This is a genomic window from Pseudomonas sp. LBUM1649 (assembly GCF_059716155.1).
In genome coordinates this window covers 6,020,001-6,045,136 of sequence record NZ_CP166807.1, presented here as the reverse complement: position 1 = coordinate 6,045,136, position 25,136 = coordinate 6,020,001, and the positions used below count along the sequence as shown (strand labels likewise).

Sequence of the window (25,136 nt, the reverse complement as noted above, 5' to 3'; positions counted from 1 at the left end):
GTGTGGGTATGAGCCAGGTCGATTCAAGCGCAGGGGCCAATGATGTTCTAGTCAGCTTTCGTGGAGTGCAGAAGAGCTACGATGGCGAGAACCTGATCGTCAAGGACCTCAACCTGGACATTCGCAAGGGCGAATTCCTCACCTTGCTCGGGCCCTCCGGCTCCGGCAAGACCACCAGTCTGATGATGCTCGCCGGTTTCGAAACACCGACAGCGGGCGAAATCCTGCTGGCCGGACGCGCCATCAACAACGTGCCGCCGCACAAGCGTGACATCGGCATGGTGTTTCAGAATTACGCGTTGTTCCCGCACATGACGGTCGCCGAGAACCTCGCGTTCCCTCTGACTGTGCGCGGGCTGAACAAAAGCGACGTCAGCGAAAAGGTCAAAAAAGTCCTGAGCATGGTGCAGCTCGATACGTTCGCCCAGCGTTATCCGGCACAACTATCCGGTGGCCAGCAGCAGCGCGTGGCCCTGGCCCGGGCTTTGGTGTTCGAACCGCAGCTGGTGCTGATGGACGAACCCCTCGGCGCACTCGATAAACAGCTGCGCGAACACATGCAGATGGAAATCAAGCACCTGCACCAGCGTCTGGGCGTGACCGTGGTCTACGTGACCCACGACCAGGGCGAAGCTCTGACCATGTCTGACCGTGTGGCAGTGTTCCATCAAGGCGAAATCCAGCAGATCGCACCGCCGCGCACCCTTTATGAAGAGCCGAAAAACACCTTCGTCGCCAACTTCATCGGCGAGAACAACCGCCTAAATGGCCGTCTGCACAGTCAGACCGGCGACCGCTGCGTGGTCGAACTGGGCCGTGGTGAAAAAGTTGAAGCACTGGCGGTGAATGTCGGCAAGACCGGCGAACCCGTCACATTGTCGATTCGTCCGGAGCGCGTGAGCCTTAATGGCTCCAGCGAGTCCTGCGTCAACCGCTTCTCGGGAAGGGTGGCGGAATTCATCTATCTGGGCGACCACGTCCGGGTTCGCCTGGAAGTCTGTGGCAAGACCGACTTCTTCGTGAAGCAACCGATTGCCGAGCTCGATCCCGGGCTGGCGGTTGGAGATGTGGTACCGCTTGGCTGGCAGGTCGAACACGTTCGTGCGCTCGACCCACTTCTAGAGGCGAACTGATCGCCCCGGCTTCAACAACACCAACCCTGCACGTGGAGAGAACAATAAATGTTGAGATCCCTGAAATTCACCGCTCTGGCATTGGGCATGATGGGGGCAGCAAGCGCAATGGCGGCTGGCCCGGACCTGACCGTGGTGTCCTTTGGCGGGGCGAACAAGGCCGCGCAGGTCAAAGCCTTCTACGCACCGTGGGAAGCGGCAGGCAACGGCAAGATCGTGGCGGGCGAGTACAACGGCGAAATGGCCAAGGTCAAGGCCATGGTCGACACCAAGAGCGTGTCTTGGGACCTGGTGGAAGTTGAATCGCCAGAACTGTCCCGCGGTTGTGACGAAGACATGTTCGAACAGCTCGACCCGGCGCTGTTCGGCAAAACTTCAGACTATGTCAAAGGCGCTATCCAGCCATGCGGCGTGGGTTTCTTCGTGTGGTCGACCGTTTTGGCGTACAACGCCGACAAGCTGAAAACCGCACCGACCAGCTGGGTGGATTTCTGGGACACCAAGCAGTTCCCGGGCAAGCGCGGCCTGCGCAAAGGCGCCAAGTACACCCTGGAGTTCGCACTGATGGCTGACGGCGTTGCGCCGAAAGACGTCTACAAGGTGTTGGCCGGCAAAGACGGTCAAGACCGCGCGTTCAAGAAACTCGACGAACTCAAGCCCAACATCCAGTGGTGGGAAGCCGGCGCACAACCGCCGCAATACCTCGCTTCCGGTGACGTGGTCATGAGCTCGGCCTACAACGGTCGCATCGCTGCCGTGCAGAAAGAAAGCAACCTTAAAGTGGTGTGGAACGGCGGCATCTACGACTTCGACGCATGGGCCATTCCAAAAGGTCTGGACGCCAAGCGCGCCGAAGCGGCGAAGAAATTCATCGCCTTCTCGGTACAGCCGCAACAGCAGAAGACCTACTCGGAAAACATCGCCTACGGCCCGGCCAATACTCAGGCCGTTCCACTGTTGTCCAAGGATGTCCTGAAAGACATGCCGACCACCCCGGAAAACATCGCCAACCAGGTGCAGATCGACGTCAGCTTCTGGGCTGACAACGGCGAGCAACTGGAACAGCGCTTCAATTCCTGGGCTGCCAAATAAACGCACGACCCTGTGGGAGCGAGCCTGCTCGCGAAAGCGGTAGATCTGACGGCAATGATTTCGGATGTGCCGACGCCTTCGCGAGCAGGCTCGCTCCCACACTAAAAGTTCGAGGTGATATGTCACCTCTGTAACGATCAAAAGATTTCCGGAGTACGCCATGGCTATCGCCGTTCCCGTGAACGCGGGCACTGACCCCACCTTGAAGCAGCGGCTCAAGCATGCCGAGCGGGTCAACCGCTGGAAGGCCCAGGCGTTGATCGCGCCGCTGGTGCTGTTTCTGTTGCTGGTGTTCCTGGTGCCAATCGTGGCGCTGCTTTACAAAAGCGTGGGTAACCCGGAAGTGGTCGGCGGCATGCCGCGCACCGTGGCGGCCATTGCCAGCTGGGACGGCCGAGGCCTGCCTGCCGAACCGGTTTACAAGGCGGCCAGCGAAGACCTCGCCGAAGCACGCAAAAATCAGACCCTGGGCGATTTGTCCAAGCGCTTGAACATGGAGTTGGCCGGCTATCGCAGCCTGCTGACCAAAACCGCCCGCGCGTTGCCATTCGCCACTGAGCCGGCCTCTTATAAAGAAGCGCTGGAAGGTCTCGACGAGCGCTGGGGCGACCCGGCCTACTGGCAGGCCGTACGCCGCAACACCAGCAGCATTACGCCGTACTATTTGCTGGCCGCCGTCGATCATCGCATCGACGACCTCGGCGAAATCGCCCCGGCCACCCCGGATCAGGCAATTTACCTCGACATCTTCGCCCGCACCTTCTGGATGGGCCTGATCATCACCGTGATCTGCCTGGTGCTGGCGTATCCACTGGCCTACCTGCTGGCCAACCTGCCGTCGCGCCAGAGCAACCTGCTGATGATTCTGGTGCTGCTGCCGTTCTGGACCTCGATCCTGGTACGTGTCGCAGCGTGGATCGTGTTGCTGCAATCGGGTGGCTTGATCAACAGCGGCCTGATGGCCATGGGCATCATCGATAAGCCGATCGAGCTGGTGTTCAACCGGGTCGGCGTCTACATCTCCATGGTGCACATCCTGCTGCCGTTCATGATTCTGCCGATCTACAGCGTGATGAAAGGCATCTCGCCGACCTACATGCGCGCCGCCATTTCCCTCGGCTGCCATCCGTTCGCCAGCTTCTGGCGGGTGTACTTCCCGCAAACCTATGCCGGTGTCGGCGCCGGTTGCCTGTTGGTGTTCATCCTCGCCATCGGCTACTACATCACCCCGGCGTTGCTGGGCAGCCCGAACGATCAGATGGTCAGCTACTTCGTCGCCTTCTACACCAACACCAGCATCAACTGGGGCATGGCGACCGCACTTGGCGGGCTGCTGCTCCTGGCGACCGTGGTGCTTTATCTGATTTACAGCTGGCTGGTGGGCGCCAGTCGCCTGCGCCTGAGCTAAGGGGAGAATGAAATGCTGAGTCCTTATATGTCGCCCGTCGAGCGGGTGTGGTTCTACAGCTTGCGGATCCTCTGCGGCTTGATTCTGCTGTTCCTGATCCTGCCAGTGCTGGTGATCATCCCGTTGTCGTTCAACTCCGGCAGTTTTCTGGTGTACCCGCTGCAAGGCTTCTCGCTGCAGTGGTACCACGACTTTTTCGCCTCGGCGGAATGGATGCGCGCCCTGAAGAACAGCATCATCGTCGCCCCGGCGGCCACGGTGCTGGCCATGGTTTTCGGTACGCTGGCGGCCATCGGCCTGACCCGTGGCGACTTCCCCGGCAAACCGCTGGTGATGGCGCTGGTCATTTCGCCGATGGTGGTGCCAGTGGTAATCATCGGTGTGGCCAGCTATCTGTTCTTTGCGCCGTTGGGTCTGGGCAACAGCTTCTTCTCGCTGATCGTGGTGCATGCGGTGCTGGGCGTGCCGTTCGTGATCATCACCGTGTCGGCGACATTGCAGGGGTTTAACCAGAACCTGGTGCGCGCCGCTGCCAGTCTGGGTGCTTCGCCGCTGACGGCGTTCCGTCGGGTGACCTTGCCGTTGATCGCGCCCGGGGTGATTTCCGGTGCTTTGTTCGCCTTCGCCACTTCGTTCGATGAGGTGGTAGTGACGCTGTTCCTCGCCGGCCCTGAGCAAGCGACCTTGCCACGGCAGATGTTCAGCGGCATCCGCGAAAACCTCAGCCCGACCATCGCCGCCGCCGCGACGTTGCTGATTGCCTTCTCGGTGATCCTGTTGCTGACCCTGGAATGGCTGCGTGGGCGCAGCGAGAAACTGCGTACCGCGCAGGTTTAAGGTTTCACACCGATCAACTGTGGGAGCGAGCCTGCTCGCGATGGTCGTTAACGATAACGCTGGAAGCCTGACTCCCCGCGTCGTTCTCTAGTCCATCGCGAGCAGGCTCGCTCCTACAGGTGTTTGTGCGTGGTTTTCGGGACACCGCTCATTCACGGCCTGAATACCATACACCCGCAAATCCCCAGCTACTATTGTGCCCAGCTCCCACAACTATAAGAGGCTGCGCACATGGGTCTTTGCTCTTTCAAAATCGCTCACAAACTGATCACCGGCGCAGAGGCCATCGAGCAACTGTCCGCCGAGCTGACACGGCTGGACATCGACCATCCGCTGATCGTCACCGACGCCGCCCTGGTCAAGTCCGGTACGGTTGAGCTGGCGCTGGCGCAGTTAGGTGGCCGCACCTGTGAAATCTTCGACCGGGTGCTGCCGGACCCGGAAATCGCCATCGTCGAAGACTGCATGCGGGTTTACCGCGACGGTGGGCATGACGGCCTGATCGGCCTGGGCGGCGGGAGTGCCATCGACATCGCCAAAAGCGTGGCGGCCTTCGCCGGCTACCACGGCGCGCTCGAAGATTTGTTCGGTGTCGACCAGGTGCCGCGCAAAGGCCCGCCATTGATTGCCATCCCGACAACTGCCGGCACCGGCTCGGAAGTCACCAACGTGGCGATCCTTTCCGACAAGGTCGCGCAGTTGAAGAAAGGCATCGTCAGCGACTACTTGTTGCCGGACGTGGCATTGGTAAGCCCGCAGATGACCCTGACCTGTCCGCGCGGTGTCACGGCGGCCAGTGGTGTCGATGCGCTGGTGCATGCCATCGAGTCCTATCTGTCGGTCAATGCCTCGCCGATTACCGACGCTCTGGCCATAGGCGCCATCAAACTGATAGCCAAGGCGCTACCCAAGGCCTACGCCAACCCGTCCAACCTGCAGGCCCGTGAAGACATGGCCACCGCCAGCCTGATGGCCGGCATGGCGTTCGGCAATGCCGGGGTGGGTGCGGTGCATGCGCTGGCCTACCCGTTGGGTGGGCGCTTCAACATTGCCCATGGCGTGAGCAATGCCTTGCTGCTGCCCCATGTCATGACCTGGAACAAGATGGCCTGCGTTGAACGCATGCAGGATGTTGCCGAGGCCATGGGTGTACGGATTGCTCAACTGAGCGCCAATGAAGCGGCCGACAAAGCCGTGGAGGCCATGACCGAGCTGTGCGCAGCCGTGGAAATCCCCCAAGGGCTGCGCAGTTTCGGGGTTCCCGAGGATGCCATTGCGGCGATGGCCGTGGAGGCGGCGGGGATCGAGCGCCTGATGCGCAACAATCCGCGCCGGTTGAGTGCTGTCGATATCGAGAAAATCTACCGGGCGGCCTACTGATCATCGTGCTTTCGGTGCGCGGGCCAAAGCAGGAGGTATACAATGCGCGCCATCGTGATTCTGCTCAGAAAAGGTGCGTCATGCAGCCCTTCGTAATTGCTCCGTCGATTCTCTCCGCCGACTTCGCCCGCCTGGGCGAAGAAGTGGACAACGTCCTGGCCGCCGGTGCCGACTTCGTGCACTTCGATGTCATGGACAACCACTACGTGCCGAACCTGACTATCGGCCCGATGGTCTGCTCGGCGCTGCGCAAGTACGGCGTGACCGCGCCAATCGACGCGCACCTGATGGTCAGCCCGGTGGACCGCATCGTCGGTGACTTCATCGAAGCCGGCGCGACCTACATCACCTTCCACCCGGAAGCCACCCAACACGTCGACCGCTCCCTGCAACTGATCCGTGAAGGCGGCTGCAAGTCGGGCCTGGTGTTCAACCCGGCAACGCCCCTGGACGTGCTCAAGTACGTGATGGACAAGGTCGACATGATCCTGCTGATGAGCGTCAACCCGGGTTTCGGCGGGCAGAAGTTCATCCCTGGCACCCTCGACAAGCTGCGTGAGGCGCGGGCGCTGATCGATGCTTCGGGTCGTGATATTCGCCTGGAAATCGACGGCGGCGTCAATGTGAACAACATTCGTGAAATCGCTGCGGCGGGCGCCGACACCTTCGTTGCCGGTTCGGCGATCTTCAATGCACCGAACTACCAGGAAGTGATTGAAAAAATGCGTTCCGAACTGGCGCTGGCTCGCCCATGAGTGGCTTTGAGCAGCTGTTCCCGGGACGCCTGCCACGGCTGGTGATGTTCGATCTGGATGGCACCTTGGTCGACTCAGTCCCGGACCTGGCGGTGGCTGTGGATAACATGCTGCTCAAGCTCGGCCGCGCACCGGCCGGCATCGCGTCGGTGCGCGAGTGGGTCGGCAACGGCGCCCCCGTGCTGGTGCGCCGTGCGCTGGCCGGTGGCATCGACCACTCTGCGGTCGATGAAGCCGAGGCCGAAAGCGCCCTGGAGATTTTCATGCAGGCTTACAGCGAAAGCCATGAGCTGACCGTGGTCTATCCCGGGGTGCGCGATACCCTGAAATGGCTGCACAAGCAGGGCGTAGAAATGGCGCTGATCACCAACAAGCCGGAGCGCTTCGTCGCGCCCTTGCTGGATCAGATGAAGATCGGCCGCTATTTCCGCTGGATCATCGGCGGGGACACCCTGCCACAGCAAAAACCGGACCCGGCCGCGCTGTTTTTCGTGATGAAAATGGCCAATATCCCGGCCTCGCAATCCTTGTTCGTCGGCGACTCGCGCAGCGATGTCCAGGCGGCGAAAGCGGCGGGGGTCAAGTGTGTGGCCTTGAGCTACGGCTATAACCACGGACGTCCAATCGCCGAAGAGTCACCAGCACTGGTAATCGACGATCTGCGCAAGCTAATTCGCGGTTGCCTGGACCCGGCCGCTGAGATAACGTTGTCCGACGCTGTTCAACCCCCTTCTGGAAACGCCATCGTGGTGGTCACTCGCAAACTCTGGATGAAAGTCATCAAGGCCCTGGCCCGCTGGCGTTGGCGCGCCTGACTGATCCTGGCCGGTTGTCCGGCGCGTTTGCATACCTGACTGTTTGACCCTCAAGCCACGAGGCACCTCATGATCCGCGAAGAATTCCTGCGTTTGGCCGCTGCTGGCTACAACCGTATCCCGCTTGCCTGCGAAACCTTGGCCGACTTTGACACGCCGCTGTCGATCTACCTGAAACTGGCCGACGAGCCCAACTCCTATTTGCTGGAGTCCGTGCAGGGCGGCGAGAAGTGGGGCCGTTACTCGATCATTGGCCTGCCGTGCCGCACCGTGCTGCGGGTTCATGACCATCACGTCAGCGTGACCATCGACGGTGTCGAGACCGAAAGCCACGATGTAGAAGACCCACTGGCCTTCGTCGAAACCTTCAAGGCCCGTTACAACGTGCCGACCATCGCCGGTCTGCCGCGCTTCAATGGCGGCCTGGTGGGCTATTTCGGTTATGACTGCGTGCGTTATGTGGAGAAGCGTTTGGGCAAGTGCCCGAACCCGGATCCGCTGGGCGTACCGGACATCCTGCTGATGGTGTCCGACGCGGTGGTGGTGTTCGACAACCTCGCCGGCAAGATGCATGCAATCGTCCTGGCGGATCCGGCCCGGGAAGACGCCTTCGAGCAAGGTCGCGCGCGTCTGGAAGAGTTGCTGGAAAAACTCCGTCAGCCAATCACCCCGCGCCGTGGCCTGGACTTCAGCAAGCAGCAAGCGGCTGATCCGGTGTTCCGCTCCAGCTTCACCCAGGACGACTACGAAAAGGCCGTCGACTCCATCAAGGAATACATCCTGGCCGGTGACTGCATGCAGGTCGTGCCGTCCCAGCGCATGTCGATCGACTTCAAGGCAGCACCCATCGATCTGTACCGGGCGTTGCGTTGCTTCAACCCGACGCCTTACATGTACTTCTTCAACTTCGGCGACTTCCACGTCGTCGGCAGTTCGCCGGAAGTGCTGGTGCGGGTAGAAGATAATCTGATCACCGTGCGCCCGATCGCCGGCACCCGTCCACGGGGCGCGAACGAAGAGGCCGATGTGGCACTGGAAAAAGACCTGCTGTCGGACGACAAGGAAATCGCCGAGCACCTGATGCTGATCGACCTGGGCCGCAACGACACCGGTCGAGTCTCGGAAATCGGTTCGGTGAAACTCACCGAGAAAATGGTCATCGAGCGTTACTCCAACGTGATGCACATCGTGTCCAACGTCACCGGCCAATTGCAGGCCGGTCTGACGGCGATGGACGCACTGCGGGCGATTCTGCCAGCGGGCACCTTGTCCGGCGCACCGAAGATCCGTGCGATGGAAATCATCGACGAACTGGAACCGGTCAAGCGCGGTGTCTACGGCGGCGCCGTCGGCTACTTTGCCTGGAACGGCAACATGGACACCGCCATTGCCATCCGTACGGCGGTGATCAAGAACGGCGAACTGCATGTGCAGGCCGGTGGCGGCATCGTCGCCGACTCGGTGCCGGCGCTGGAATGGGAAGAAACCCTGAACAAACGCCGCGCGATGTTCCGTGCGGTGGCCCTGGCTGAACAAACCCCGGAAAACTGATTTAAAACAAACGCGGCACCTGAGAAGGGCGCGCCGCGTTATTTTGTGCCTGCGGTTTACCCAGGATCAGAAGTCCAGCGCGACCCCAACGGTAATCCCTTGCTGGGTAAAGTCATCGTCCTTGCGCAAGGTGTACCCGCCACGCAGCGCCAGATCGGCCGTCAACTTGTGGCTGATCCCCAGGCTCACGCGATTCAAATGGCTCTGTGGTGTATAGCCATCAAGCGTGAAGTCGAGAGTCGGCAAGCTATTGAGGGCGATGTTCACCTTCTGCACGTCATCTTCATACTCACGCTCGTAGGCATATTCGCCAAACACTTGAGTCTGCGCGGTGATCTGGTATTTACCCTGCAGCCCGGCGCCGAGACGTTTCGAATCGCGTTTCTGGTCATCAAAGGTCAGCGCCGTGGAACGACTGGTGTTTTCCGAGTAACCGTCGACTTCCACTTTGGCATAATCGGCGCTGATGAACGGCGACAGGTGCCACTCACTGCCCGGCTGTGCAATGTCATAGCCCAGGCGGGTACTGAAGCCCCAGAGATAGCCGTCGGTGTCGCCTTTCTCCGCACCTTCACCCGCGCCTAGATCAAATTTGCGTTTGAGATTGTCGTAATCCAGCTTGCCGCCGGTCAGTGCGGCATCGGCCCACCAACGGTTCTGCTGGAACTGGGCGAATGCCGTGGCCAGGTAGCTGTTGAGTTTGTAGTCCGAATCGTTATTGCCTGCCTCCAGATCCTGACGATAGAAGCCTGCTGCCACACCCACGCGCCAGGCTTCATTGAGGCGATAGCTGCCGCCGATGTTCAAGCTGTAGCCGCTGCCATCGGCATCGGCGCCGCTGCTTTGATGGTCCACATCGAGATGCTGGCCACCCCCGGCCACAATGGCCCGCCATTGGCCGACCGCCTGCCAGTTCTCCCAGTCGGATTGCCATTGGCTACGCAGTTCATCCTGATGCGCGCGTAGCGTGGCGTGGGCCATTTCCGGCAGCAGCGTCAGCTCCCAGGGCGCAGCGAGCAAGGAATAGGCGTAGTCGGACACCAGCTTTTGCCCGGCTTCGGTCGGATGCACCCCATCGTTATAAATCAGCTGGCTGGGGTCCGGGGTGGCGCTGTTGATGCCAAAGGTTGCGTTTTCGGTGCAGCCGTCGCCGCTGAAGCAAGTCGCCGTCAGGTTCTGACCGGTAGCAAAACCGAATCGCGCTGGATCGGCGACGGCTTCCTGCAACAACAGTGGAATGTTCAGCGGTATGATTTCGGCATCGATCCCCGCCAGTCGAGTGACCAGTTGCCGGTTGAAGGCCGCGCTCAGTTGCGAGGTAGGCCCCTGCTGAGGGCTGCCATTGATGGCAGGTGTCAATCCCAGGTCAGGCAACAGCCAGACCATGATGTATCGGGCGCCGGCTGTTTGCAGAACCTGAACGCTGTTGGCCAGTCGGTCCGCAGCAGCATTCGCCTGGGCGCCACTTTGCACACGTCCCTGAAGAAAGTCGTTGCCGCCGCCGGAGAGGTAATACAACGCGTTTGGATCGGCGCGTAAATTATTGGCCGGCAAGTAACCCGCTCGCACACGTTCACCCGTGGCAGATACCGTGGTGATTGATTCGAGGATCTGATCGGTGCGGTAGCCGCCGACGGCCCAATTATTGCCATCTGGCAGACCCTGGGCGGCGCGTGCGGCTGAAGTCGAAGCGGCGGTCTGGTCCGCTGAGAATCCAAGCCTGTCACCAAGCAACTGGGTTGAGTTGGCGGAATACGCTTCGCCGCTGCCGTCCTGATAAGTCGGCCCGCTCCGGTTGGTGAAGCGCAGGGGCGAGCCGGGAGGGCCGCCGGTGTCGGTAAACTGCCCCGCATCGTTGAGGCTGTCCCCGAAGACAATGAAGTTCGAATAAGGATTGGGCGCCGCGATCGCCTGAGCGCAGGCCATGGCGAGCAAGCAAACGGCCAGTGGTGCAAACAGCGTCTGTCTGATCATGAGCAAGTCCCGTTGTTTATTGTTTCAGTGGGTGAAACGACAGTGCCAAAAAACTATAGAGCCTGATGCCATTCGGCGCGAACCTGCCGAATGTTTCACTTGCTTCGATCGCCCCATATTGCACGCTCTGCCCAGCTAAGTTACTGTGCCAAGACGTATAAATGAGACCTTCTCCGTGTTGATCGTCAGCAAACTTCTGGATCAAGTCATCAAGGCACACGCCCGTTGGCGTTGGCGCGCCTGAATCCTTCTGCCGGCCCGGCCGGATCTTTACCGCTTCGCCTTCTTTACTCGCAAGACATTGCCCTTTGCTTCGCGATTCCAGCGACCGCCAAAGTGCAGGACGCTGCGGGTAAATCATTCGAAGGCTGTATTAAGTCAGTGAATTCAAGAGGTTCTTAACGCCATGTTGCTGATGATCGATAACTACGACTCTTTTACCTACAATGTTGTGCAATACCTTGGTGAGCTGGGCTCCCAGGTCAAAGTCGTGCGCAACGATGAACTCACCGTTGCCGAAATCGAAGCCCTCAATCCTGAGCGCATCGTCGTCTCTCCCGGTCCTTGCACCCCGACCGAAGCTGGCGTCTCGATCGACGTCATCAAGCACTTCGCCGGCAAACTGCCGATTCTCGGTGTCTGCCTGGGCCATCAGTCCATCGGCCAGGCCTTTGGTGGCGATGTGGTTCGCGCGCGCCAGGTCATGCACGGCAAGACCAGCCCGGTGTTCCACGAAGACAAAGGTGTTTTCGAAGGCCTGAACATGCCGCTGACGGTCACCCGCTATCATTCATTGATCGTCAAGCGCGAAACCCTGCCTGATTGTCTCGAGCTGACTGCCTGGACCCAACTGGAAGACGGCTCGGTCGACGAGATCATGGGTCTGCGCCACAAGACCCTGAACATCGAAGGCGTGCAGTTCCACCCTGAGTCGATCCTCACCGAACAGGGCCACGAACTGTTCGCGAATTTCCTCAAACAAACCGGCGGCACGCGCTAAGGACCTCTCATGAATATCAAGACAGCCCTGAGCCGTATCGTCGAGCAGCTCGACCTCAGCACCGATGAAATGCGCGACGTGATGCGCGAAATCATGACAGGCCAATGCACGGACGCGCAGATCGGCGCGTTCATGATGGCCATGCGCATGAAGAGCGAAAGCATCGACGAAATCGTCGGTGCCGTGTCGGTCATGCGTGAGCTGGCGGACAAGGTCGAACTCAAGACCCTCGACGGTGTAGTCGATGTGGTCGGCACTGGCGGTGACGGTGCCAACATCTTCAACGTGTCGACCGCGTCGTCCTTCGTGGTCGCGGCGGCCGGATGCACGGTGGCCAAGCACGGCAACCGCGCGGTATCGGGTAAAAGCGGCAGTGCCGATTTGCTGGAGGCAGCCGGTATCTACCTGAACCTGACCCCGGTCCAGGTGGCGCGCTGCATCGATAACGTCGGCATCGGTTTCATGTTTGCCCAGACTCATCACAGTGCGATGAAGCACGCCGCCGGCCCGCGCCGGGAGCTCGGTTTGCGCACCTTGTTCAACATGCTCGGCCCGCTTACGAATCCGGCAGGCGTGAAACATCAGGTGGTGGGCGTATTCACTCAAGCGCTATGCCGGCCATTGGCCGAAGTCCTGCAGCGTCTGGGCAGCAAGCATGTGCTGGTGGTGCATTCGAAGGATGGCCTGGACGAATTCAGCCTGGCGGCACCGACCTTTGTAGCGGAACTGAAAAACGACCAGATCACTGAATATTGGGTCGAGCCGGAAGATCTGGGCATGAAAAGCCAGAGCCTGCATGGCCTGGCGGTGGAAAGCCCGGCTGCGTCCCTGGAGCTGATCCGCGATGCCCTGGGCAAGCGCAAGACCGAAAACGGTCAGAAAGCTGCCGAAATGATCGTGCTCAATGCCGGTGCCGCGCTGTATGCGGCCGACCATGCCAGCAGTCTGAAAGAAGGCGTTGCCCTGGCGCACGATGCGCTGCACACCGGCCTCGCTCGGGAGAAACTCGAGGAGCTGGGTGCATTTACCGCGGTATTCAAAGTGGAGAATGAGGGATGAGTGTACCGACGGTTCTGGAAAACATTCTGGCGCGCAAGGTCCTGGAAGTTGCCGAGCGTAGCGCTCGCGTCAGCCTCGCCGAGCTGGAAAGTCTGGCCAAGGCGGCCGATGCACCCCGTGGTTTTGCCCAGGCTTTGCTGGCTCAGGCCAAGCTGAAAGAGCCGGCAGTCATTGCTGAAATCAAGAAAGCTTCGCCCAGCAAGGGCGTGATCCGCGAGAACTTCGTTCCCGCCGATATTGCCCAGAGCTACGAGAGGGGCGGCGCGACCTGCCTGTCGGTGCTCACCGATATCGATTACTTCCAGGGCGCCGACCTGTACCTGCAGCAGGCCCGCGCGGCTTGTAAACTGCCGGTGATCCGCAAGGACTTCATGATCGATCCATACCAGATCGTCGAAGCCCGTGCCCTCGGCGCCGACTGTGTGCTGTTAATCGTCTCCGCCCTGGACGACGTGAAAATGGCCGAACTGGCGGCCGTAGCCAAAAGCGTCAACCTCGATGTGCTGGTGGAAGTCCACGATGGCGACGAGCTGGAGCGGGCCTTGAAAACCCTCGACACGCCGCTGGTCGGCATCAACAACCGCAACCTGCACACCTTTGAGGTCAGCCTGGAAACCACCCTCGACCTGTTGCCGCGTATCCCGCGCGATCGTCTGGTGATCACCGAAAGCGGCATCCTCAATCGCGCCGATGTCGAGTTGATGGAAATCAGCGACGTCTACGCGTTCCTGGTTGGCGAGGCGTTCATGCGCGCCGAAAATCCGGGTACTGAACTGCAACGCTTGTTCTTCCCTGAGCGCGGCATTCCTGTCAGCGGTTCTACACTCGACTGACCCGGTCATTGCAGGCAGCCCTATTCCCCTGTGGGAGCGGGCTTGCCCGCGATGAGGCCATCAAATTCCCCAAAGACGTGAAGTCTGCCGGAGTCGCCCCATGTCGCTGCCAACCTCTCTGACCATCGAAGCCGGCCTGCAGGCCGAACAGGATCTGTTGGCATCGATCTGTGCCGGCGACGCGGAGTTCGGCCTGCTGTTCTGGCAGCCAAGGGATCGCGCATTGGTCATGCCACGCCGTTTAAATCGCTTACCGGGTTTCGAACATGCCTGCGAAGTCTCCGCCGCTGCCGGCTGGCCGGTGCTATTGCGCGAAACCGGCGGCGAACCGGTGCCGCAATCCGCCTCGACGATCAACATCGCCCTGGTTTACGCGCCGCCGCGTAGCGAAGGGGATCTGAACCGCATCGAGACCGGCTACCGGCGTCTGTGCGATCCGATCTGCCAGTTGCTGGATGAGCTGGGCGGCACTTCGTCTCTTGGGGAAATCGAAGGCGCATTCTGCGATGGCCGCTTCAACGTCAACCTCGATGGCCGCAAGATGGTAGGCACCGCCCAGCGCTGGCGCCAGAGTCAGGGTGGTCAGCGCCCGGTAGGACTGGTGCACGGTGCAATGCTGCTGGATAACGAGCGCGAATCGATGGTCGCGGCGGTCAATCGCTTCAATGAGGCCTGCGGTCTGGAGCAACGGGTGCGCGCTGAAAGCCACATTGCCTTGCATGAGAAGTTCACCGCGCCGGATGCGCTGGAACGTCTCGATGAACTCTACCGACTAATGCTCGCGCACATGTTCAACGGCTAAATTTACGAGCTTAGCGCGTACCGAAGACCACCATGGTCTTGCCTTTGACATCGACCAGGTTGCGCTCTTCCAGATCCTTGAGCACACGTCCGACCATTTCCCGGGAACAGCCGACGATCCGTCCGATTTCCTGACGGGTCACCTTGATCTGCATGCCATCGGGATGGGTCATGGCGTCTGGCTGCTTGCACAGTTCAAGCAGGCAGCGGGCGACGCGACCGGTGACGTCGAAAAACGCCAGGTCACCGACCTTGCGGGTGGTGTTGCGCAGGCGTTGCGCGATTTGTCCGCTTAATACGTAAAGAATGTCCGGGTCCTGCTGCGACAATTCGCGGAATTTCGCGTAGCTGATTTCCGCCACTTCGCATTCGACTTTGGCCCGCACCCATGCGCTGCGTTCCTGTTCCAGGCCGGCCTGCTCGAACAGACCCAGCTCACCGAAAAAATCCCCGGCGTTCAGGTAGGCGATGATCATTTCCCGACCGTCGTCGTCTTCGATCAGGATGGTGACCGAACCCTTGATGATAAAGAACATCGACTCCGAGCGGTCGCCGGCACAAATGATGTTGCTCTTGGCCTGATAGCGACGGCGCTGGCAATGCATCAACAGCTTGTCGAGGTTTTTCATCTTGGGGGTGGGGGCAATAGCAACCATGGTTGTATCCCGAAAAGACTGCACGGTGTGTTGGGTTTGTTATGAATTGCGGAAATTGCGGCACAGTTGGCCAGGCGCCAGCGAATTGGCGCCAGCTTACCAGACACTTCTTGCAATATTCGATATTTTACCTACAGCGTCGATGGTTATGTCCCAGGACGCCAATCACTGTCAATCAAGGGGCCTGTGCTAAGCTGGCGACCCTTTTTAGACAGTGGAGTCTTGGCGATGAAGGCACGCATCCAATGGGCTGGCGAAGCCATGTTCCTCGGCGAATCCGGCAGCGGTCATGTCGTGGTCATGGACGGTCCGCCCGATGCTGGCGGTCGTAACCTGGGTGTCCGGCCGATGGAAATGCTCCTGCTGGGTGTAGGCGGTTGCAGCAATTTCGATGTGGTCAGCATCCTCAAGAAGTCCCGTCAGGCGGTCGAGAGTTGCGAAGCGTTCCTTGAAGCCGAGCGCGCGACTGAGGATCCGAAGGTTTTCACCAAGATCCACATGCATTTTGTGGTCAAGGGGCGTGGCCTGAAGGAAGCGCAGGTCAAACGCGCCATCGAACTGTCTGCTGAAAAGTATTGCTCGGCTTCGATCATGCTCGGTGCGGCAGGTGTAGAGATCACTCACGACTACGAGATCATCGAACTCGGTTGATTGACATCAAAAAAAGGCGACTACCTCACGGCAGTCGCCTTTTTCATGTCTGTCGCAAACCTTGTGGGAGCGGGCTTGCCCGCGATGGGGCCCGGACAGACAAACGAGAGCTCAGATCCGATAAGTGCTCTTGGTCATCACCTTGGCCATCAAACTCATCCCGAACTTCACGGGTGCCGGAAAGCGGAAACCGCCAGCCTCCAGTGCGCTTTCGGCATGCTGCTCTTCATCAATGCGCATCTGCTCCAGGATCGCCCGGGATTTTTCATCCTCGGCTGGCAGTTGCTCAAGGTGTTCATTCAAATGCTTGCACACCTGATCTTCCGTCGCTGCGACAAAACCCAGGCTGACTTTGTCGCTGATCAGGCCCGCAACAGCACCAATTCCGAACGACATGCCATAGAACAGCGGATTGAGAATGCTGGTGTGGCTGCCCAACTGATGGATGCGTTGCTCGCACCATGCCAGATGGTCGACTTCTTCTTCGGCGGCGTGCTCCATCGCCACGCGCACCTGCGGTAGCTTGGCAGTCAGGGCCTGCCCCTGATACAGCGCCTGGGCGCAGACTTCACCGGTATGGTTGATGCGCATCAGCCCGGCAACGTGTCGGGTGTCTTCGTCGCTCAATTTCGCATCGGGCTGGACGATGGCGGGCGACGGACGGTATGGCTGGCCACTGAAAGGCAGCAGGGTCCGCATCGCGGCGTCGGCTTGCAGCAGAAGGCGGTCAATCGGCGAGTAGTGACGTTGGGTAGTCATGCTGACCTCCGGAGGAATCTCGGCGGCCAGTTTAACCCAATCGGCCGGGGAAGGTTTGCGCTGGGACATTGCGTCGCACCGCCGAACGTGTAGGAGCAAGCGGTGCGGCGATCCGACTTGCCCGCGATAGCGTCCTGGAGATCGCCATCGCGGGCAAGCCTTGCTCCTACAGGGTTTAGCGGTGAATCAGCCTGGTGGCCAATGCATCTGGCGCTGACCCAGCACATGCATATGAATGTGATAGACAGTCTGCCCACCTTCTTCATTGCAGTTCATGACAACGCGGAAACCTTTTTCGCAACCGAGCTCCTTGGCCAGGCGCTGGGCGGTGAACAGGATGTGTCCGGCCAATGCCTTGTCGTCCTCGGTCAGGTCGTTCAAGGTGCGGACCGGTTTCTTCGGAACCACCAGGAAATGCACCGGTGCCTGCGGGGCGATGTCGTGGAAGGCCAGTACCTGGTCGTCCTCGTAAATGATATTCGCCGGGATTTCCCGGTTGATGATCTTGGTGAACAGAGTATCCACAGCTGTTTTCTCCGTTGTTTGGACTGGCCCGAGTGTACCCATGGTGGGTGTACCAGCCCAGTGTTTTACCGTAGGGCAATTCAGCGCGGGCAGTGAGCCTTGATGACCATGCCGGTGATTGTCCGGATCAACCAGCGCGAGCCGAACCGGGGCAGGCTGGCGAACCAGCGGTTGCGCCGCCCGGGGATAATGATTGCGCGATTTTTCTCCAAAGCGCGCACGGTATAGAGCGCGACTTCCTCCGGACTCATCAGCATTTTACTGTTCGCCAGTTTGTCGTTGTTCAGTTGCGCGGTGCGGAAAAAAGCCGTGCGAGTCGGGCCGGGGCAGAGCACCGACACCTTGACCGCGCATTTTTTCAGTTCGACGCGCAGGCCTTCTGAAAAGTGCAGCACATAGGCCTTGCTGGCGTAGTAAGTGCTCATCCACGGGCCCGGCTGGAACGCCGCGACCGAAGCGACGTTCAGAATTTGTCCGCCACCCTGCAACGCCATGCTGTTACCGATGGCATGGCACAGGCGAGTGAGTGCCAGGATGTTCACTTCGATCAGGTCCTGCTCGGTCATCCAGTCCTGAGCCAGGAACGGGCCGCAAGTGCCGATGCCGGCGCAGTTGACCAGCAGGTCGATCTGCCGGTCACCTTCCTCCAGTTCCAGCAGGAAGCCCGACAGGCGCAGCGGCTCGCCCAGATCGCAGGCACGGAACAACACTTCCACGCCAAAACGCTGGGTCAGTTCAATCGCAATGCTTTCCAGCTGATCACGCTGTCGGGCCACCAGAATCAGGCTGCGGCCGCGCCGGGCCAGCGCTTCGGCCATCGCCAGGCCGATGCCGCTGGAAGCGCCAGTGATCAGAGCGTAACGGGTCATGCCATTCTCCATCGCAACAGCTCCGCGCCGCGACGCAGGTGTCACGGGCGGGGAGCGCTGTTCATTCTTTCGCAGAGTCTACAGGGGGCGGGGCTTCTTCGGCTGCCTCGGCTGGCGAATTTGCTTGAGGTTCGACTTCGACATCGATTTCGTCGGTGCTCAACGAGCCGCTTTGGTAGCTGCTTTCGAGGGTGTCTTCATACTCTTGCTGGATTGCCGAGATTCCACCCACCATCGCACCGACGGAAAACAACCCGATAAACACAATCCACAATAAGCACAAGATCTTGACCGCCGTGCTGTTAGGCGGGGGAGGCGGGCCATAGCGGTTAGCGCCGGCGTTGCCAGGCATAACCATGATCACCAGCGGGAAGAAGCTGCCTACGAACGGCACCAGGTTAAGGAGCCAGAGCCAGCCCGACCAGCCGATATCGTGCAAGCGCTGAACGCAGAACAGAACACTGACAACCAGGAACGCGAGGAACAGGAAGAAGGCAAAGAGGCCGCCGATGATCAGCCCTGTGGTGGAATTGTCACTGACCAGTCCCAGGCCGATGAGCGCAAACACGCCGACAATGGGCAGTGTCACCAGGCTCAGCACCATCGTCCACGCCAGAAAACGCAGGCGTCCGATTCGACCTTCGACGCCGAAGGGTTTGAGTGCGGCGAACTCAGGCAGTTTTTCGCCGACGATGGCCTGTGGCGGCGAATAAGGCGATTGCGGCTCAGTCGCGGCGGCATGGTCGTGAACATCGGCCAGGTCAAGCTCGATCGACGGTTCCGTCTCGATCCGGGCATCGATGCCAGTGTTCTTCAGTGCTTGAAGATAGGTCTGCGCATCAGCCTGTGACAGGTCGCGCTTGAGTGCTACCGGTCGACCATTGAACAGGCGCTCGATGGCGCTGACGTCGCTCTTGAACAGCGCAGCGAGATTGAGTTTGGCGGTGTTGATATCAACACCCGGCAACAGAGCGCCGTCGAACACGATCTTGTAACGGTTTTCGCTCATTGCCCAGGCATCCTTGTCGCGAGTCATCGATACGAATGGCCAACCACGGCTGGCCCGCTTTTTCAGCGCGGCCAGTGTCGGCGCAGCTGCTCTGCTTGTTCCTGTGCCTTGCGGTACTCGGCGTCGAGGCGCGCTACCAGCTGCTCGACACTCGGCAAGTCATCGATTTCACCCACGCCCTGGCCCGCGGACCACACGGTTTTCCAGGCTTTGGCTTCATCGCTGATGGGTTTGAGCTTGGAGCCGAAATTGACCTCTCCCTTGTTTTGCAGCGCTGCCATGTCGAAACCGGCGGCCTCCAGACTCTGGCGCATGAAACTCGCCGGTACACCCGACACTGCTGGAGTATGGATGATGTCTGCTGCTCTTGATGTCAGCAGCATCTCTTTGTAGGCGTCAGGCGCATGACTTTCGGTGGTACCGATAAATCGTGTGCCGAAGTAGGCCAGGTCCGCACCGAGCAATTGCGCGGCGAGAATTTCGTGGCCGTGGTTCAGGCACCCGGCCAGCAGTAGCGTTTTGTCGAAGAACTGGCGGATCTCGGCGATCAGCGAGAACGGGCTCCAGGTGCCGGCATGTCCGCCGGCACCCGCAGCGACGGCAATCAGCCCGTCCACACCCGCCTCGGCGGCTTTCTCGGCATGGCGGCGGGTCGTCACATCATGGAACACCAGGCCGCCATAGCCGTGGACCGCGTCGACCAGTTCCTTCACGGCACCGAGGCTGGTGATCACGATCGGGACTTTGTGTTCAATGCAGATGTCCAGGTCCGCCTGCAATCGCGGATTGCTGTTGTGCACAATCAGGTTCACCGCGTAGGGCGCGGGGTTCTCCAAGGTCGCCAGTCCAGCCTCGATTTCCTCTAGCCAGGCCTTGAAGCCGCTGCTCTCACGCTGATTCAGCGCAGGAAAACTGCCCACTACGCCGTTGCGACAGCAGGCAAGTACCAGTTGCGGGTTGGAAATCAGGAACATCGGCGCGGCCACCACTGGCAAGCGCAAACGTTGTTCAAGCAGAGCGGGCAGCGACATTGGAAGTACCCCGGTGAGTTGTGCCTATTGGATTTAGAACGGCCGAACGACGACCAGAATGATGATGGCCAGCAATATCAGGACCGGCACTTCATTGAACCAGCGATAAAAGACATGGCTGCGGGTGTTTTCGCCACGGGCAAAACGCTTCACCTGCGCACCGCACATATGGTGGTAGCCAATCAACAACACCACCAGGGTCAGTTTGGCGTGGATCCAGCCGCCCTGGCTGAAGATGCCTGGATTGAGGTAGATGAGCCAGCCACCGAAGATCAACGTGGCGATCATCGCCGGTCCCATGATGCCCCGGTACAGCTTGCGCTCCATGATGCTGAAGCGCTCCTTGCTGACCGTGTCCTCGCTTTGGGCGTGGTAGACGAACAGGCGCGGCAAGTAGAACAGGCCGGCAAACCAGCAAACTACGCTGATGATGTGGAAAGCTTTGAGCCACAGATAAAGCATTTTTGGTTATTCCCAAGTTCACGGTAGCCCGAATAGTAGAGGCTTGAGCGCCCGCACGTCACCTTGACGGTTGTCGCAGGGGCGCGCGGCCCCTATTATCGACGGCTTTCCAGTGGGTTCGTTGAGGGCAGGTTTATGGTCAAGGTCGGTATCGTCGGCGGCACGGGTTACACCGGTGTCGAACTGTTGCGTCTGTTGGCACAGCATCCGCAAGCAGAAGTGGTCGTCATCACTTCCCGATCCGAGGCCGGCCTGGCCGTGGCCGACATGTACCCGAACCTGCGAGGCCACTACGACGGCCTGGCGTTCAGCGTTCCGGACATCAAGACCCTGGGCGCCTGCGATGTAGTGTTCTTTGCAACTCCTCACGGCGTCGCGCACGCCCTGGCGGGTGAACTGCTGGCGGCCGGGACCAAGGTCATTGACCTGTCTGCGGACTTCCGCCTGCAGGATGCTGATGAATGGGCCAAGTGGTACGGCCAGCCGCACGGTGCGCCGCAGTTGCTGGAAGAGGCGGTCTACGGCTTGCCGGAAGTCAATCGCGAGCAGATCAAGCAGGCACGCCTGATTGCGGTTCCGGGTTGCTACCCGACCGCTACACAATTGGGTTTCCTGCCGTTGCTCGAAGCGGGCCTGGCCGATGCTTCGCGCCTGATCGCCGATTGCAAGTCCGGCGTCAGTGGTGCCGGTCGTGGCGCTGCCGTAGGTTCGCTGTACTCCGAGACGTCGGAAAGCATGAAGGCTTACGCCGTCAAAGGGCATCGCCACCTGCCGGAAATTCGCCAGGGCCTGCGTCGTGCCGCGGGCAAGGACGTTGGCCTGACCTTCGTACCGCACCTGACGCCGATGATCCGTGGGATTCACTCCACGCTCTACGCGACCGTCGTGGATCGCTCGGTGGATTTGCAGGCGCTGTTTGAAAAACGTTATGCCAACGAACCGTTCGTCGACGTCATGCCTGCCGGCAGCCACCCGGAAACCCGCAGCGTGCGCGGCGCCAACGTGTGCCGTATTGCCGTGCACCGTCCACAGGACGGCGATCTGGTGGTCGTGTTGTCGGTGATCGACAACCTGGTCAAAGGTGCGTCGGGTCAGGCCGTGCAGAACATGAACATCCTGTTTGGCCTGGATGAACGCCTGGGTCTGTCCCATGCGGGCATGTTGCCGTAAGGCTGTATCGCGCACAGCAAAAGGCCCGTTGAACGGGCCTTTTGCATTTCAGGGCGGGCGGTTGGGTTGGTTGATATACCATAACAATAGTTGACCGCTTTTCTAGGAGAAGCGGATAATGCGCGTCATCACGCAATATGACGGCGTAACGCCGGGAGATAGTCAGCATGAGCGTCGAATCCTTCACCCCCACGGCTTTGCAATTCACCCACGGTGCCGCGCACAAGGTGAAGAGCCTGGTCGATGAAGAGGGGAATGATCGCTTGAAGCTGCGCGTATTCGTTACGGGCGGCGGTTGTTCAGGTTTTCAGTACGGCTTCACTTTCGATGAAGAAGTGGCCGATGACGACACCATCGTTGAGCGCGAAGGTGTGAGTCTGGTTGTCGATCCGATGAGCTTCCAGTACCTGGCAGGAGCCGAGGTGGATTATCAGGAAGGTCTGGAAGGTTCGCGTTTCGTCATCAAGAACCCGAACGCTACCACCACCTGTGGCTGTGGCTCTTCGTTCTCGATCTGATCAGCGCGTCTGTATCATCAAAACGCCGCATGGCCTCACGGTCCTGCGGCGTTTTGCTGTCCGGCGTTTATGCGGGGTAGATAGCGCCGAGTACGCGCAACCCACGGGCACCAGTGACGCTCGGGCGATTGGCCGCGATACCTTCCAGGCAGCAATGGGCCAACCAGGCGAAGGCCATGGCTTCGACCCAGTCCGGGTCTACGCCGTGAGTGGCAGTGCTGCTGACCGTCGCATTCGGTAGCAGGCTGGCCAGGCGCTTCATCAGCGCGGCGTTGTGCGCGCCACCGCCGCAGACCAGCAACTCCCGGGTATCTGCCTGGGCACTTTGCAGCGATTCGATGATGGTCAATGCCGTCAGTTCCAGCAGCGTTGCCTGAACATCCTCGGCAGCGAAGGTCGGCAGCTCTGCCAGATGCCGGGTCAGCCATGGCAGATTGAAGACTTCCCGGCCGGTACTCTTCGGACCCTTTGTCACAAAGAAGGGGTCGCTGAGCAGTGCCTTCAACAGTACCGGCTCGATCTTGCCGCTGGCAGCCCATTGGCCATCATGGTCAAAGTTGTCACCGCGCTGTTGGTGAATCCAGGCGTCCAGCAGCACGTTGCCCGGGCCGCAGTCGAAACCTGCAACAGGCTTGCCGGGTTCAATCAGGCTGAGGTTGCTGAAACCACCCACGTTCAGCACGGCGCGGTTGCCGTACCGTTCTTCAAAAAGCGCTTCGTGAAAGGCTGGAACGAGGGGCGCGCCTTGCCCGCCAGCGGCGACGTCACGGCTGCGGAAATCACTGACCACCGTGATGCCGGTCAGCTCGGTCAGCAGGGCCGGATTGCCGATTTGAACCGTGAAGCCGCGCGCGGGCTCATGGCGAATGGTCTGGCCGTGACTGCCAATCGCGCGAATGTCTTCAGGCTTGAGGTGCTGTTGGGCAAGGAGGGCATTAACGCCCTGCGCCGCCAACTTCACCCAGTTCTGTTGGGCGATGGCGGAGCGCGCGATCTCGTCCGGACCGCTGGCGCACAAACCAAGCAGCTCGGCGCGCAGGGAGTCGGGCATCGGGATGTAGTGGGTGGCGATCAGCCTGATCGCCGGGGCTTGCTCGATCAGCGCTATGTCCAGGCCATCGAGGCTGGTCCCGGACATCACACCTATATAGAGCGCCATGGCTTAGCGCTTGGCCGAAGCCAGTTGGGTGGATTTTTCCTGGTCCATGCGGGCCATCAGTGGCTGGCTCTGCGCCAGGAAGCGTGCGCGTTCCGCTTTGGAAATCGGGTCGGCCATCGCTACTTTCTGGCCCAGCGGATCGACGTGTACGCCATTGACCTGGAACTCGTAATGCAAATGCGGACCGGTGGAAAGGCCGGTAGTGCCAATGTAGCCGATGACCTGGCCTTGTTTGACCGTGCCTCCAGTCTTGACACCTTTCGCGAAGCCCTGCATGTGGCCGTACAGCGTGCGGTAGGTATTACCGTGCTGGATAATTACGGTGTTGCCGTAACCGCCGCGGCGACCCGCCAGCAATACTTTGCCGTCGCCGGCCGCCTTGATTGGCGTACCGCGCGGTGCTGCGTAGTCCACGCCTTTGTGGGCGCGGATCTTGTTCAGGATCGGGTGCTTGCGGCCCATGGAAAACTTCGAGCTGATGCGGGCGAAGTCCACCGGGGTACGGATGAATGCCTTGCGCATGCTGTTGCCATCAGCCGTGTAATAGCTGCTGTTGCCTTGTTTGTTGGTGTAGCGCACGGCGGTGTAGGTTTTGCCGCGGTTGGTGAAGCGTGCGGACAGGATCGGGCCGTTGCCGACCGCTTTGCCGTTGACCACTTTCTGTTCATAGATCACATCGAACTCGTCGCCCTGGCGAATATCCTGGGCAAAATCGACGTCGTAGCCAAACACGCTGGCCATGTCCATGGTCAGGCTGTGCGACAGGCCGGCGCGCGCAGCGGACTGTGACAGCGAGCTGTTGATCACGCCATGCACGTAGGCAGAGCGCACGGTGGGCTTGGCGGTAACGCGGTTGAAGCTATAACCCTTGTCGTTCTTGGTCAGGGTGATGGTCTCGACGTCGCTGACCTTGCTGTGCAGGTTGGTCAGTTGGCCGTCCGGACCCAGTTCGAATTCGAGTTTCTGCCCATGCTTGAGCTGGCTGAATTGCTTGGCCTGTTTGTCGCTGGCCAGCACGTCATGCACTGAGGTGGCTGGAAGGCCGACTTTCTCGAACAGCGTGGAGAGCGTGTCGCCTTTGGCGACGATCACTTCCCTGTGGTTTGGCGCCTTTTTTTCTTCGGCAACCGGCGCAGGTACTGGTGCGGGTTCGGCTTGAGCCGTTTCCTGGGGCTCTTGCGCGCTGTCCTCGATCTGCGCGAAAGGAGGCGCGACCGGCTCATTTGTGGCCTGGACGGCGTCCGCAGCGTCTTGTTCTTGTGTCAGTAGTTCAGCAGGGCTTTCCAGTTCAAGACTCAGGGTCGTCTTTTTGGCTTCGACATCACTGGAAGGAAATACCAGAAGCGCCAGGCTCAGCAGGGCGGCGATGCCACTCGCTGCGAGCAGGTGGGTCTTCGGGTAAAGCGGTGGCGCTTTAGACGATTCTTTGGTCATAAGTAGTGTTTTGACTTTGAAAAAGATGAATTGGAAAAGATGAATGACATGATGAAGATGAAATAACTGTATAAAATATAACCAAATCATCCCTGAAGCAAGTCCGTGCATGCTCTGCCAGCGGATTGGCGTCATTGCGCTGGCCAAACTTTGTATTTGACGCGCGATCTTGTATGGTTGGTCCCCTTTGAATTCGAGCCTTGCGGGTCTGTTATGAAGTCGGTTGAAGAGCAGCTAGCGCTGATTAAACGTGGT

The 25,136-nt window shown here is 59.9% G+C and carries 27 protein-coding genes (1 of these 27 only partly in view); 16 read left to right on the top strand and 11 right to left on the bottom strand.

Features of this window, described 5'->3' with window-relative positions:
- Positions 1–8 precede the first annotated feature (8 nt).
- The 8 genes from ACA058_RS28100 to trpE all read left to right on the top strand — a co-directional run bounded on the left by ACA058_RS28100 (position 9) and on the right by trpE (position 8,971).
- Positions 9–1,133: an ABC transporter ATP-binding protein gene (locus ACA058_RS28100; protein WP_497636813.1), complete on the top strand. Its 1,125-nt coding sequence runs from the start codon at positions 9–11 to the stop codon at positions 1,131–1,133.
- A gap of 48 nt (positions 1,134–1,181) precedes the next feature.
- Entirely contained in the window at positions 1,182–2,225 is a 1,044-nt protein-coding gene (locus ACA058_RS28095) for an ABC transporter substrate-binding protein (protein WP_497636812.1), read from the top strand.
- A gap of 160 nt (positions 2,226–2,385) precedes the next feature.
- On the top strand, positions 2,386–3,633 hold the full coding sequence (locus tag ACA058_RS28090; protein WP_459730600.1) for an ABC transporter permease: 1,248 nt from the start codon (positions 2,386–2,388) through the stop codon (positions 3,631–3,633).
- Positions 3,634–3,645: 12 nt separating this feature from the next.
- A complete protein-coding gene (locus ACA058_RS28085) occupies positions 3,646–4,470 on the top strand; it encodes an ABC transporter permease (protein ID WP_497636811.1) in 825 nt (274 codons plus the stop codon).
- 231 nt (positions 4,471–4,701) lie between these two features.
- On the top strand, positions 4,702–5,850 hold the full coding sequence (locus tag ACA058_RS28080) for an iron-containing alcohol dehydrogenase (RefSeq protein ID WP_497636810.1): 1,149 nt from the start codon (positions 4,702–4,704) through the stop codon (positions 5,848–5,850).
- Between the two features lie 80 nt (positions 5,851–5,930).
- Positions 5,931–6,605, top strand: coding sequence for a ribulose-phosphate 3-epimerase (rpe, locus tag ACA058_RS28075; RefSeq protein ID WP_008061583.1), 675 nt, complete (start codon positions 5,931–5,933; stop codon positions 6,603–6,605).
- Positions 6,602–7,420, top strand: a complete 819-nt coding sequence (locus ACA058_RS28070; protein WP_497636809.1) for a phosphoglycolate phosphatase — start codon at positions 6,602–6,604, stop codon at positions 7,418–7,420. Before rpe ends, ACA058_RS28070 begins: the two co-directional genes overlap by 4 nt.
- A 69-nt stretch (positions 7,421–7,489) precedes the next feature.
- Positions 7,490–8,971 carry an anthranilate synthase component I gene (gene trpE, locus ACA058_RS28065; RefSeq protein WP_497636808.1) on the top strand — a complete coding sequence of 494 codons (1,482 nt, stop codon included), beginning with the start codon at positions 7,490–7,492 and terminating at the stop codon, positions 8,969–8,971.
- Between the two features lie 66 nt (positions 8,972–9,037).
- On the opposite strand, the gene estP is transcribed toward trpE, so the two are convergent.
- Positions 9,038–10,945, bottom strand: a complete 1,908-nt coding sequence (gene estP, locus ACA058_RS28060; protein ID WP_497636807.1) for an esterase EstP — start codon at positions 10,943–10,945, stop codon at positions 9,038–9,040.
- A gap of 16 nt (positions 10,946–10,961) precedes the next feature.
- Positions 10,962–11,306 carry a hypothetical protein gene (locus tag ACA058_RS28055; protein WP_497636806.1) on the bottom strand — a complete coding sequence of 115 codons (345 nt, stop codon included), beginning with the start codon at positions 11,304–11,306 and terminating at the stop codon, positions 10,962–10,964.
- Positions 11,307–11,351: 45 nt separating this feature from the next.
- Between ACA058_RS28055 and ACA058_RS28050 the strand changes: the two genes are divergently transcribed.
- From ACA058_RS28050 to ACA058_RS28035, 4 genes are all read left to right on the top strand, one after another.
- Entirely contained in the window at positions 11,352–11,945 is a 594-nt protein-coding gene (locus ACA058_RS28050; RefSeq protein WP_020798793.1) for an aminodeoxychorismate/anthranilate synthase component II, read from the top strand.
- Between the two features lie 9 nt (positions 11,946–11,954).
- Positions 11,955–13,004 carry an anthranilate phosphoribosyltransferase gene (gene trpD / locus ACA058_RS28045; protein WP_497636805.1) on the top strand — a complete coding sequence of 350 codons (1,050 nt, stop codon included), beginning with the start codon at positions 11,955–11,957 and terminating at the stop codon, positions 13,002–13,004.
- Positions 13,001–13,837 carry an indole-3-glycerol phosphate synthase TrpC gene (gene trpC, locus ACA058_RS28040; RefSeq protein ID WP_497636804.1) on the top strand — a complete coding sequence of 279 codons (837 nt, stop codon included), beginning with the start codon at positions 13,001–13,003 and terminating at the stop codon, positions 13,835–13,837. Before trpD ends, trpC begins: the two co-directional genes overlap by 4 nt.
- Before the next feature lie 100 nt (positions 13,838–13,937).
- Positions 13,938–14,639 (top strand): lipoate--protein ligase family protein, encoded by a 702-nt coding sequence (locus ACA058_RS28035; protein ID WP_497636803.1) that lies wholly within the window; start codon positions 13,938–13,940, stop codon positions 14,637–14,639.
- A gap of 10 nt (positions 14,640–14,649) precedes the next feature.
- Here ACA058_RS28035 and crp read toward each other — a convergent pair whose 3' ends face one another.
- On the bottom strand, positions 14,650–15,294 hold the full coding sequence (crp, locus tag ACA058_RS28030) for a cAMP-activated global transcriptional regulator CRP (RefSeq protein WP_497636802.1): 645 nt from the start codon (positions 15,292–15,294) through the stop codon (positions 14,650–14,652).
- Between the two features lie 228 nt (positions 15,295–15,522).
- On the opposite strand from crp, the gene ACA058_RS28025 reads away from it, so the two are divergent.
- Entirely contained in the window at positions 15,523–15,945 is a 423-nt protein-coding gene (locus tag ACA058_RS28025) for an OsmC family protein (protein WP_008061600.1), read from the top strand.
- Between the two features lie 111 nt (positions 15,946–16,056).
- Here the strand turns inward: ACA058_RS28025 and coq7 are convergent, their stop codons facing one another.
- The 6 genes from coq7 to hemJ all read right to left on the bottom strand — a co-directional run bounded on the left by coq7 (position 16,057) and on the right by hemJ (position 20,600).
- Positions 16,057–16,704 (bottom strand): 2-polyprenyl-3-methyl-6-methoxy-1,4-benzoquinone monooxygenase, encoded by a 648-nt coding sequence (gene coq7, locus ACA058_RS28020; RefSeq protein WP_497636801.1) that lies wholly within the window; start codon positions 16,702–16,704, stop codon positions 16,057–16,059.
- Between the two features lie 186 nt (positions 16,705–16,890).
- Complete coding sequence (locus ACA058_RS28015) at positions 16,891–17,229, bottom strand: histidine triad nucleotide-binding protein (RefSeq protein WP_497636800.1); 339 nt, start codon at positions 17,227–17,229, stop codon at positions 16,891–16,893.
- A gap of 80 nt (positions 17,230–17,309) precedes the next feature.
- Positions 17,310–18,098, bottom strand: coding sequence for an SDR family NAD(P)-dependent oxidoreductase (locus ACA058_RS28010; protein WP_497636799.1), 789 nt, complete (start codon positions 18,096–18,098; stop codon positions 17,310–17,312).
- A 61-nt stretch (positions 18,099–18,159) separates the two neighbouring features.
- Entirely contained in the window at positions 18,160–19,107 is a 948-nt protein-coding gene (locus tag ACA058_RS28005) for a DUF805 domain-containing protein (RefSeq protein WP_497636798.1), read from the bottom strand.
- A 62-nt stretch (positions 19,108–19,169) separates the two neighbouring features.
- A complete protein-coding gene (locus ACA058_RS28000) occupies positions 19,170–20,138 on the bottom strand; it encodes an NAD(P)H-dependent flavin oxidoreductase (RefSeq protein ID WP_497636797.1) in 969 nt (322 codons plus the stop codon).
- 33 nt (positions 20,139–20,171) lie between these two features.
- The gene (gene hemJ, locus ACA058_RS27995) at positions 20,172–20,600 is read right to left on the bottom strand and encodes a protoporphyrinogen oxidase HemJ (RefSeq protein WP_497636796.1); all 429 of its coding nucleotides are present in this window, start codon (positions 20,598–20,600) and stop codon (positions 20,172–20,174) included.
- Between the two features lie 135 nt (positions 20,601–20,735).
- Here hemJ and argC point away from each other — a divergent pair, with 135 nt between their 5' ends.
- Entirely contained in the window at positions 20,736–21,770 is a 1,035-nt protein-coding gene (gene argC / locus ACA058_RS27990; protein ID WP_497636795.1) for an N-acetyl-gamma-glutamyl-phosphate reductase, read from the top strand.
- 167 nt (positions 21,771–21,937) lie between these two features.
- A complete protein-coding gene (gene erpA / locus ACA058_RS27985) occupies positions 21,938–22,288 on the top strand; it encodes an iron-sulfur cluster insertion protein ErpA (protein ID WP_007906865.1) in 351 nt (116 codons plus the stop codon).
- A 67-nt stretch (positions 22,289–22,355) separates the two neighbouring features.
- Here the strand turns inward: erpA and ACA058_RS27980 are convergent, their stop codons facing one another.
- Together ACA058_RS27980 and ACA058_RS27975 are read right to left on the bottom strand one after the other, a co-directional pair.
- The gene (locus ACA058_RS27980; protein WP_497636794.1) at positions 22,356–23,447 is read right to left on the bottom strand and encodes an anhydro-N-acetylmuramic acid kinase; all 1,092 of its coding nucleotides are present in this window, start codon (positions 23,445–23,447) and stop codon (positions 22,356–22,358) included.
- A gap of 3 nt (positions 23,448–23,450) precedes the next feature.
- A complete protein-coding gene (locus ACA058_RS27975) occupies positions 23,451–24,881 on the bottom strand; it encodes a peptidoglycan DD-metalloendopeptidase family protein (RefSeq protein ID WP_497636793.1) in 1,431 nt (476 codons plus the stop codon).
- A gap of 213 nt (positions 24,882–25,094) precedes the next feature.
- On the opposite strand from ACA058_RS27975, the gene tyrS reads away from it, so the two are divergent.
- Positions 25,095–25,136: the 5' portion of a tyrosine--tRNA ligase gene (gene tyrS, locus ACA058_RS27970; protein WP_497636792.1), read on the top strand. Its footprint extends 1,158 nt past the window's final position; only the first 42 of its 1,200 coding nucleotides appear in the window; its start codon is at positions 25,095–25,097; the stop codon falls past the right edge of the window.

Excerpts from the sequence above, each read along its gene's own strand:
- ACA058_RS28010 (WP_497636799.1), bottom strand. The coding sequence starts at position 18,098 with ATGACCCGTTACGCTCTGATCACTGGCGCTTCCAGCGGCATCGGCCTG.
- coq7 (WP_497636801.1), bottom strand. The coding sequence starts at position 16,704 with ATGACTACCCAACGTCACTACTCGCCGATTGACCGCCTTCTGCTGCAA.
- ACA058_RS28100 (WP_497636813.1), top strand. The coding sequence starts at position 9 with ATGAGCCAGGTCGATTCAAGCGCAGGGGCCAATGATGTTCTAGTCAGC.
- ACA058_RS27975 (WP_497636793.1), bottom strand. The coding sequence starts at position 24,881 with ATGACCAAAGAATCGTCTAAAGCGCCACCGCTTTACCCGAAGACCCAC.
- ACA058_RS28000 (WP_497636797.1), bottom strand. The coding sequence starts at position 20,138 with ATGTCGCTGCCCGCTCTGCTTGAACAACGTTTGCGCTTGCCAGTGGTG.
- ACA058_RS28080 (WP_497636810.1), top strand. The coding sequence starts at position 4,702 with ATGGGTCTTTGCTCTTTCAAAATCGCTCACAAACTGATCACCGGCGCA.
- crp (WP_497636802.1), bottom strand. The coding sequence starts at position 15,294 with ATGGTTGCTATTGCCCCCACCCCCAAGATGAAAAACCTCGACAAGCTG.
- ACA058_RS28050 (WP_020798793.1), top strand. The coding sequence starts at position 11,352 with ATGTTGCTGATGATCGATAACTACGACTCTTTTACCTACAATGTTGTG.
- rpe (WP_008061583.1), top strand. The coding sequence starts at position 5,931 with ATGCAGCCCTTCGTAATTGCTCCGTCGATTCTCTCCGCCGACTTCGCC.
- ACA058_RS28090 (WP_459730600.1), top strand. The coding sequence starts at position 2,386 with ATGGCTATCGCCGTTCCCGTGAACGCGGGCACTGACCCCACCTTGAAG.
- argC (WP_497636795.1), top strand. The coding sequence starts at position 20,736 with ATGGTCAAGGTCGGTATCGTCGGCGGCACGGGTTACACCGGTGTCGAA.
- hemJ (WP_497636796.1), bottom strand. The coding sequence starts at position 20,600 with ATGCTTTATCTGTGGCTCAAAGCTTTCCACATCATCAGCGTAGTTTGC.
- ACA058_RS28070 (WP_497636809.1), top strand. The coding sequence starts at position 6,602 with ATGAGTGGCTTTGAGCAGCTGTTCCCGGGACGCCTGCCACGGCTGGTG.
- trpD (WP_497636805.1), top strand. The coding sequence starts at position 11,955 with ATGAATATCAAGACAGCCCTGAGCCGTATCGTCGAGCAGCTCGACCTC.
- ACA058_RS28035 (WP_497636803.1), top strand. The coding sequence starts at position 13,938 with ATGTCGCTGCCAACCTCTCTGACCATCGAAGCCGGCCTGCAGGCCGAA.
- trpE (WP_497636808.1), top strand. The coding sequence starts at position 7,490 with ATGATCCGCGAAGAATTCCTGCGTTTGGCCGCTGCTGGCTACAACCGT.
- erpA (WP_007906865.1), top strand. The coding sequence starts at position 21,938 with ATGAGCGTCGAATCCTTCACCCCCACGGCTTTGCAATTCACCCACGGT.
- ACA058_RS28085 (WP_497636811.1), top strand. The coding sequence starts at position 3,646 with ATGCTGAGTCCTTATATGTCGCCCGTCGAGCGGGTGTGGTTCTACAGC.
- trpC (WP_497636804.1), top strand. The coding sequence starts at position 13,001 with ATGAGTGTACCGACGGTTCTGGAAAACATTCTGGCGCGCAAGGTCCTG.
- ACA058_RS28005 (WP_497636798.1), bottom strand. The coding sequence starts at position 19,107 with ATGAGCGAAAACCGTTACAAGATCGTGTTCGACGGCGCTCTGTTGCCG.
- ACA058_RS27980 (WP_497636794.1), bottom strand. The coding sequence starts at position 23,447 with ATGGCGCTCTATATAGGTGTGATGTCCGGGACCAGCCTCGATGGCCTG.
- ACA058_RS28055 (WP_497636806.1), bottom strand. The coding sequence starts at position 11,306 with ATGATTTACCCGCAGCGTCCTGCACTTTGGCGGTCGCTGGAATCGCGA.
- ACA058_RS28095 (WP_497636812.1), top strand. The coding sequence starts at position 1,182 with ATGTTGAGATCCCTGAAATTCACCGCTCTGGCATTGGGCATGATGGGG.
- ACA058_RS28025 (WP_008061600.1), top strand. The coding sequence starts at position 15,523 with ATGAAGGCACGCATCCAATGGGCTGGCGAAGCCATGTTCCTCGGCGAA.
- estP (WP_497636807.1), bottom strand. The coding sequence starts at position 10,945 with ATGATCAGACAGACGCTGTTTGCACCACTGGCCGTTTGCTTGCTCGCC.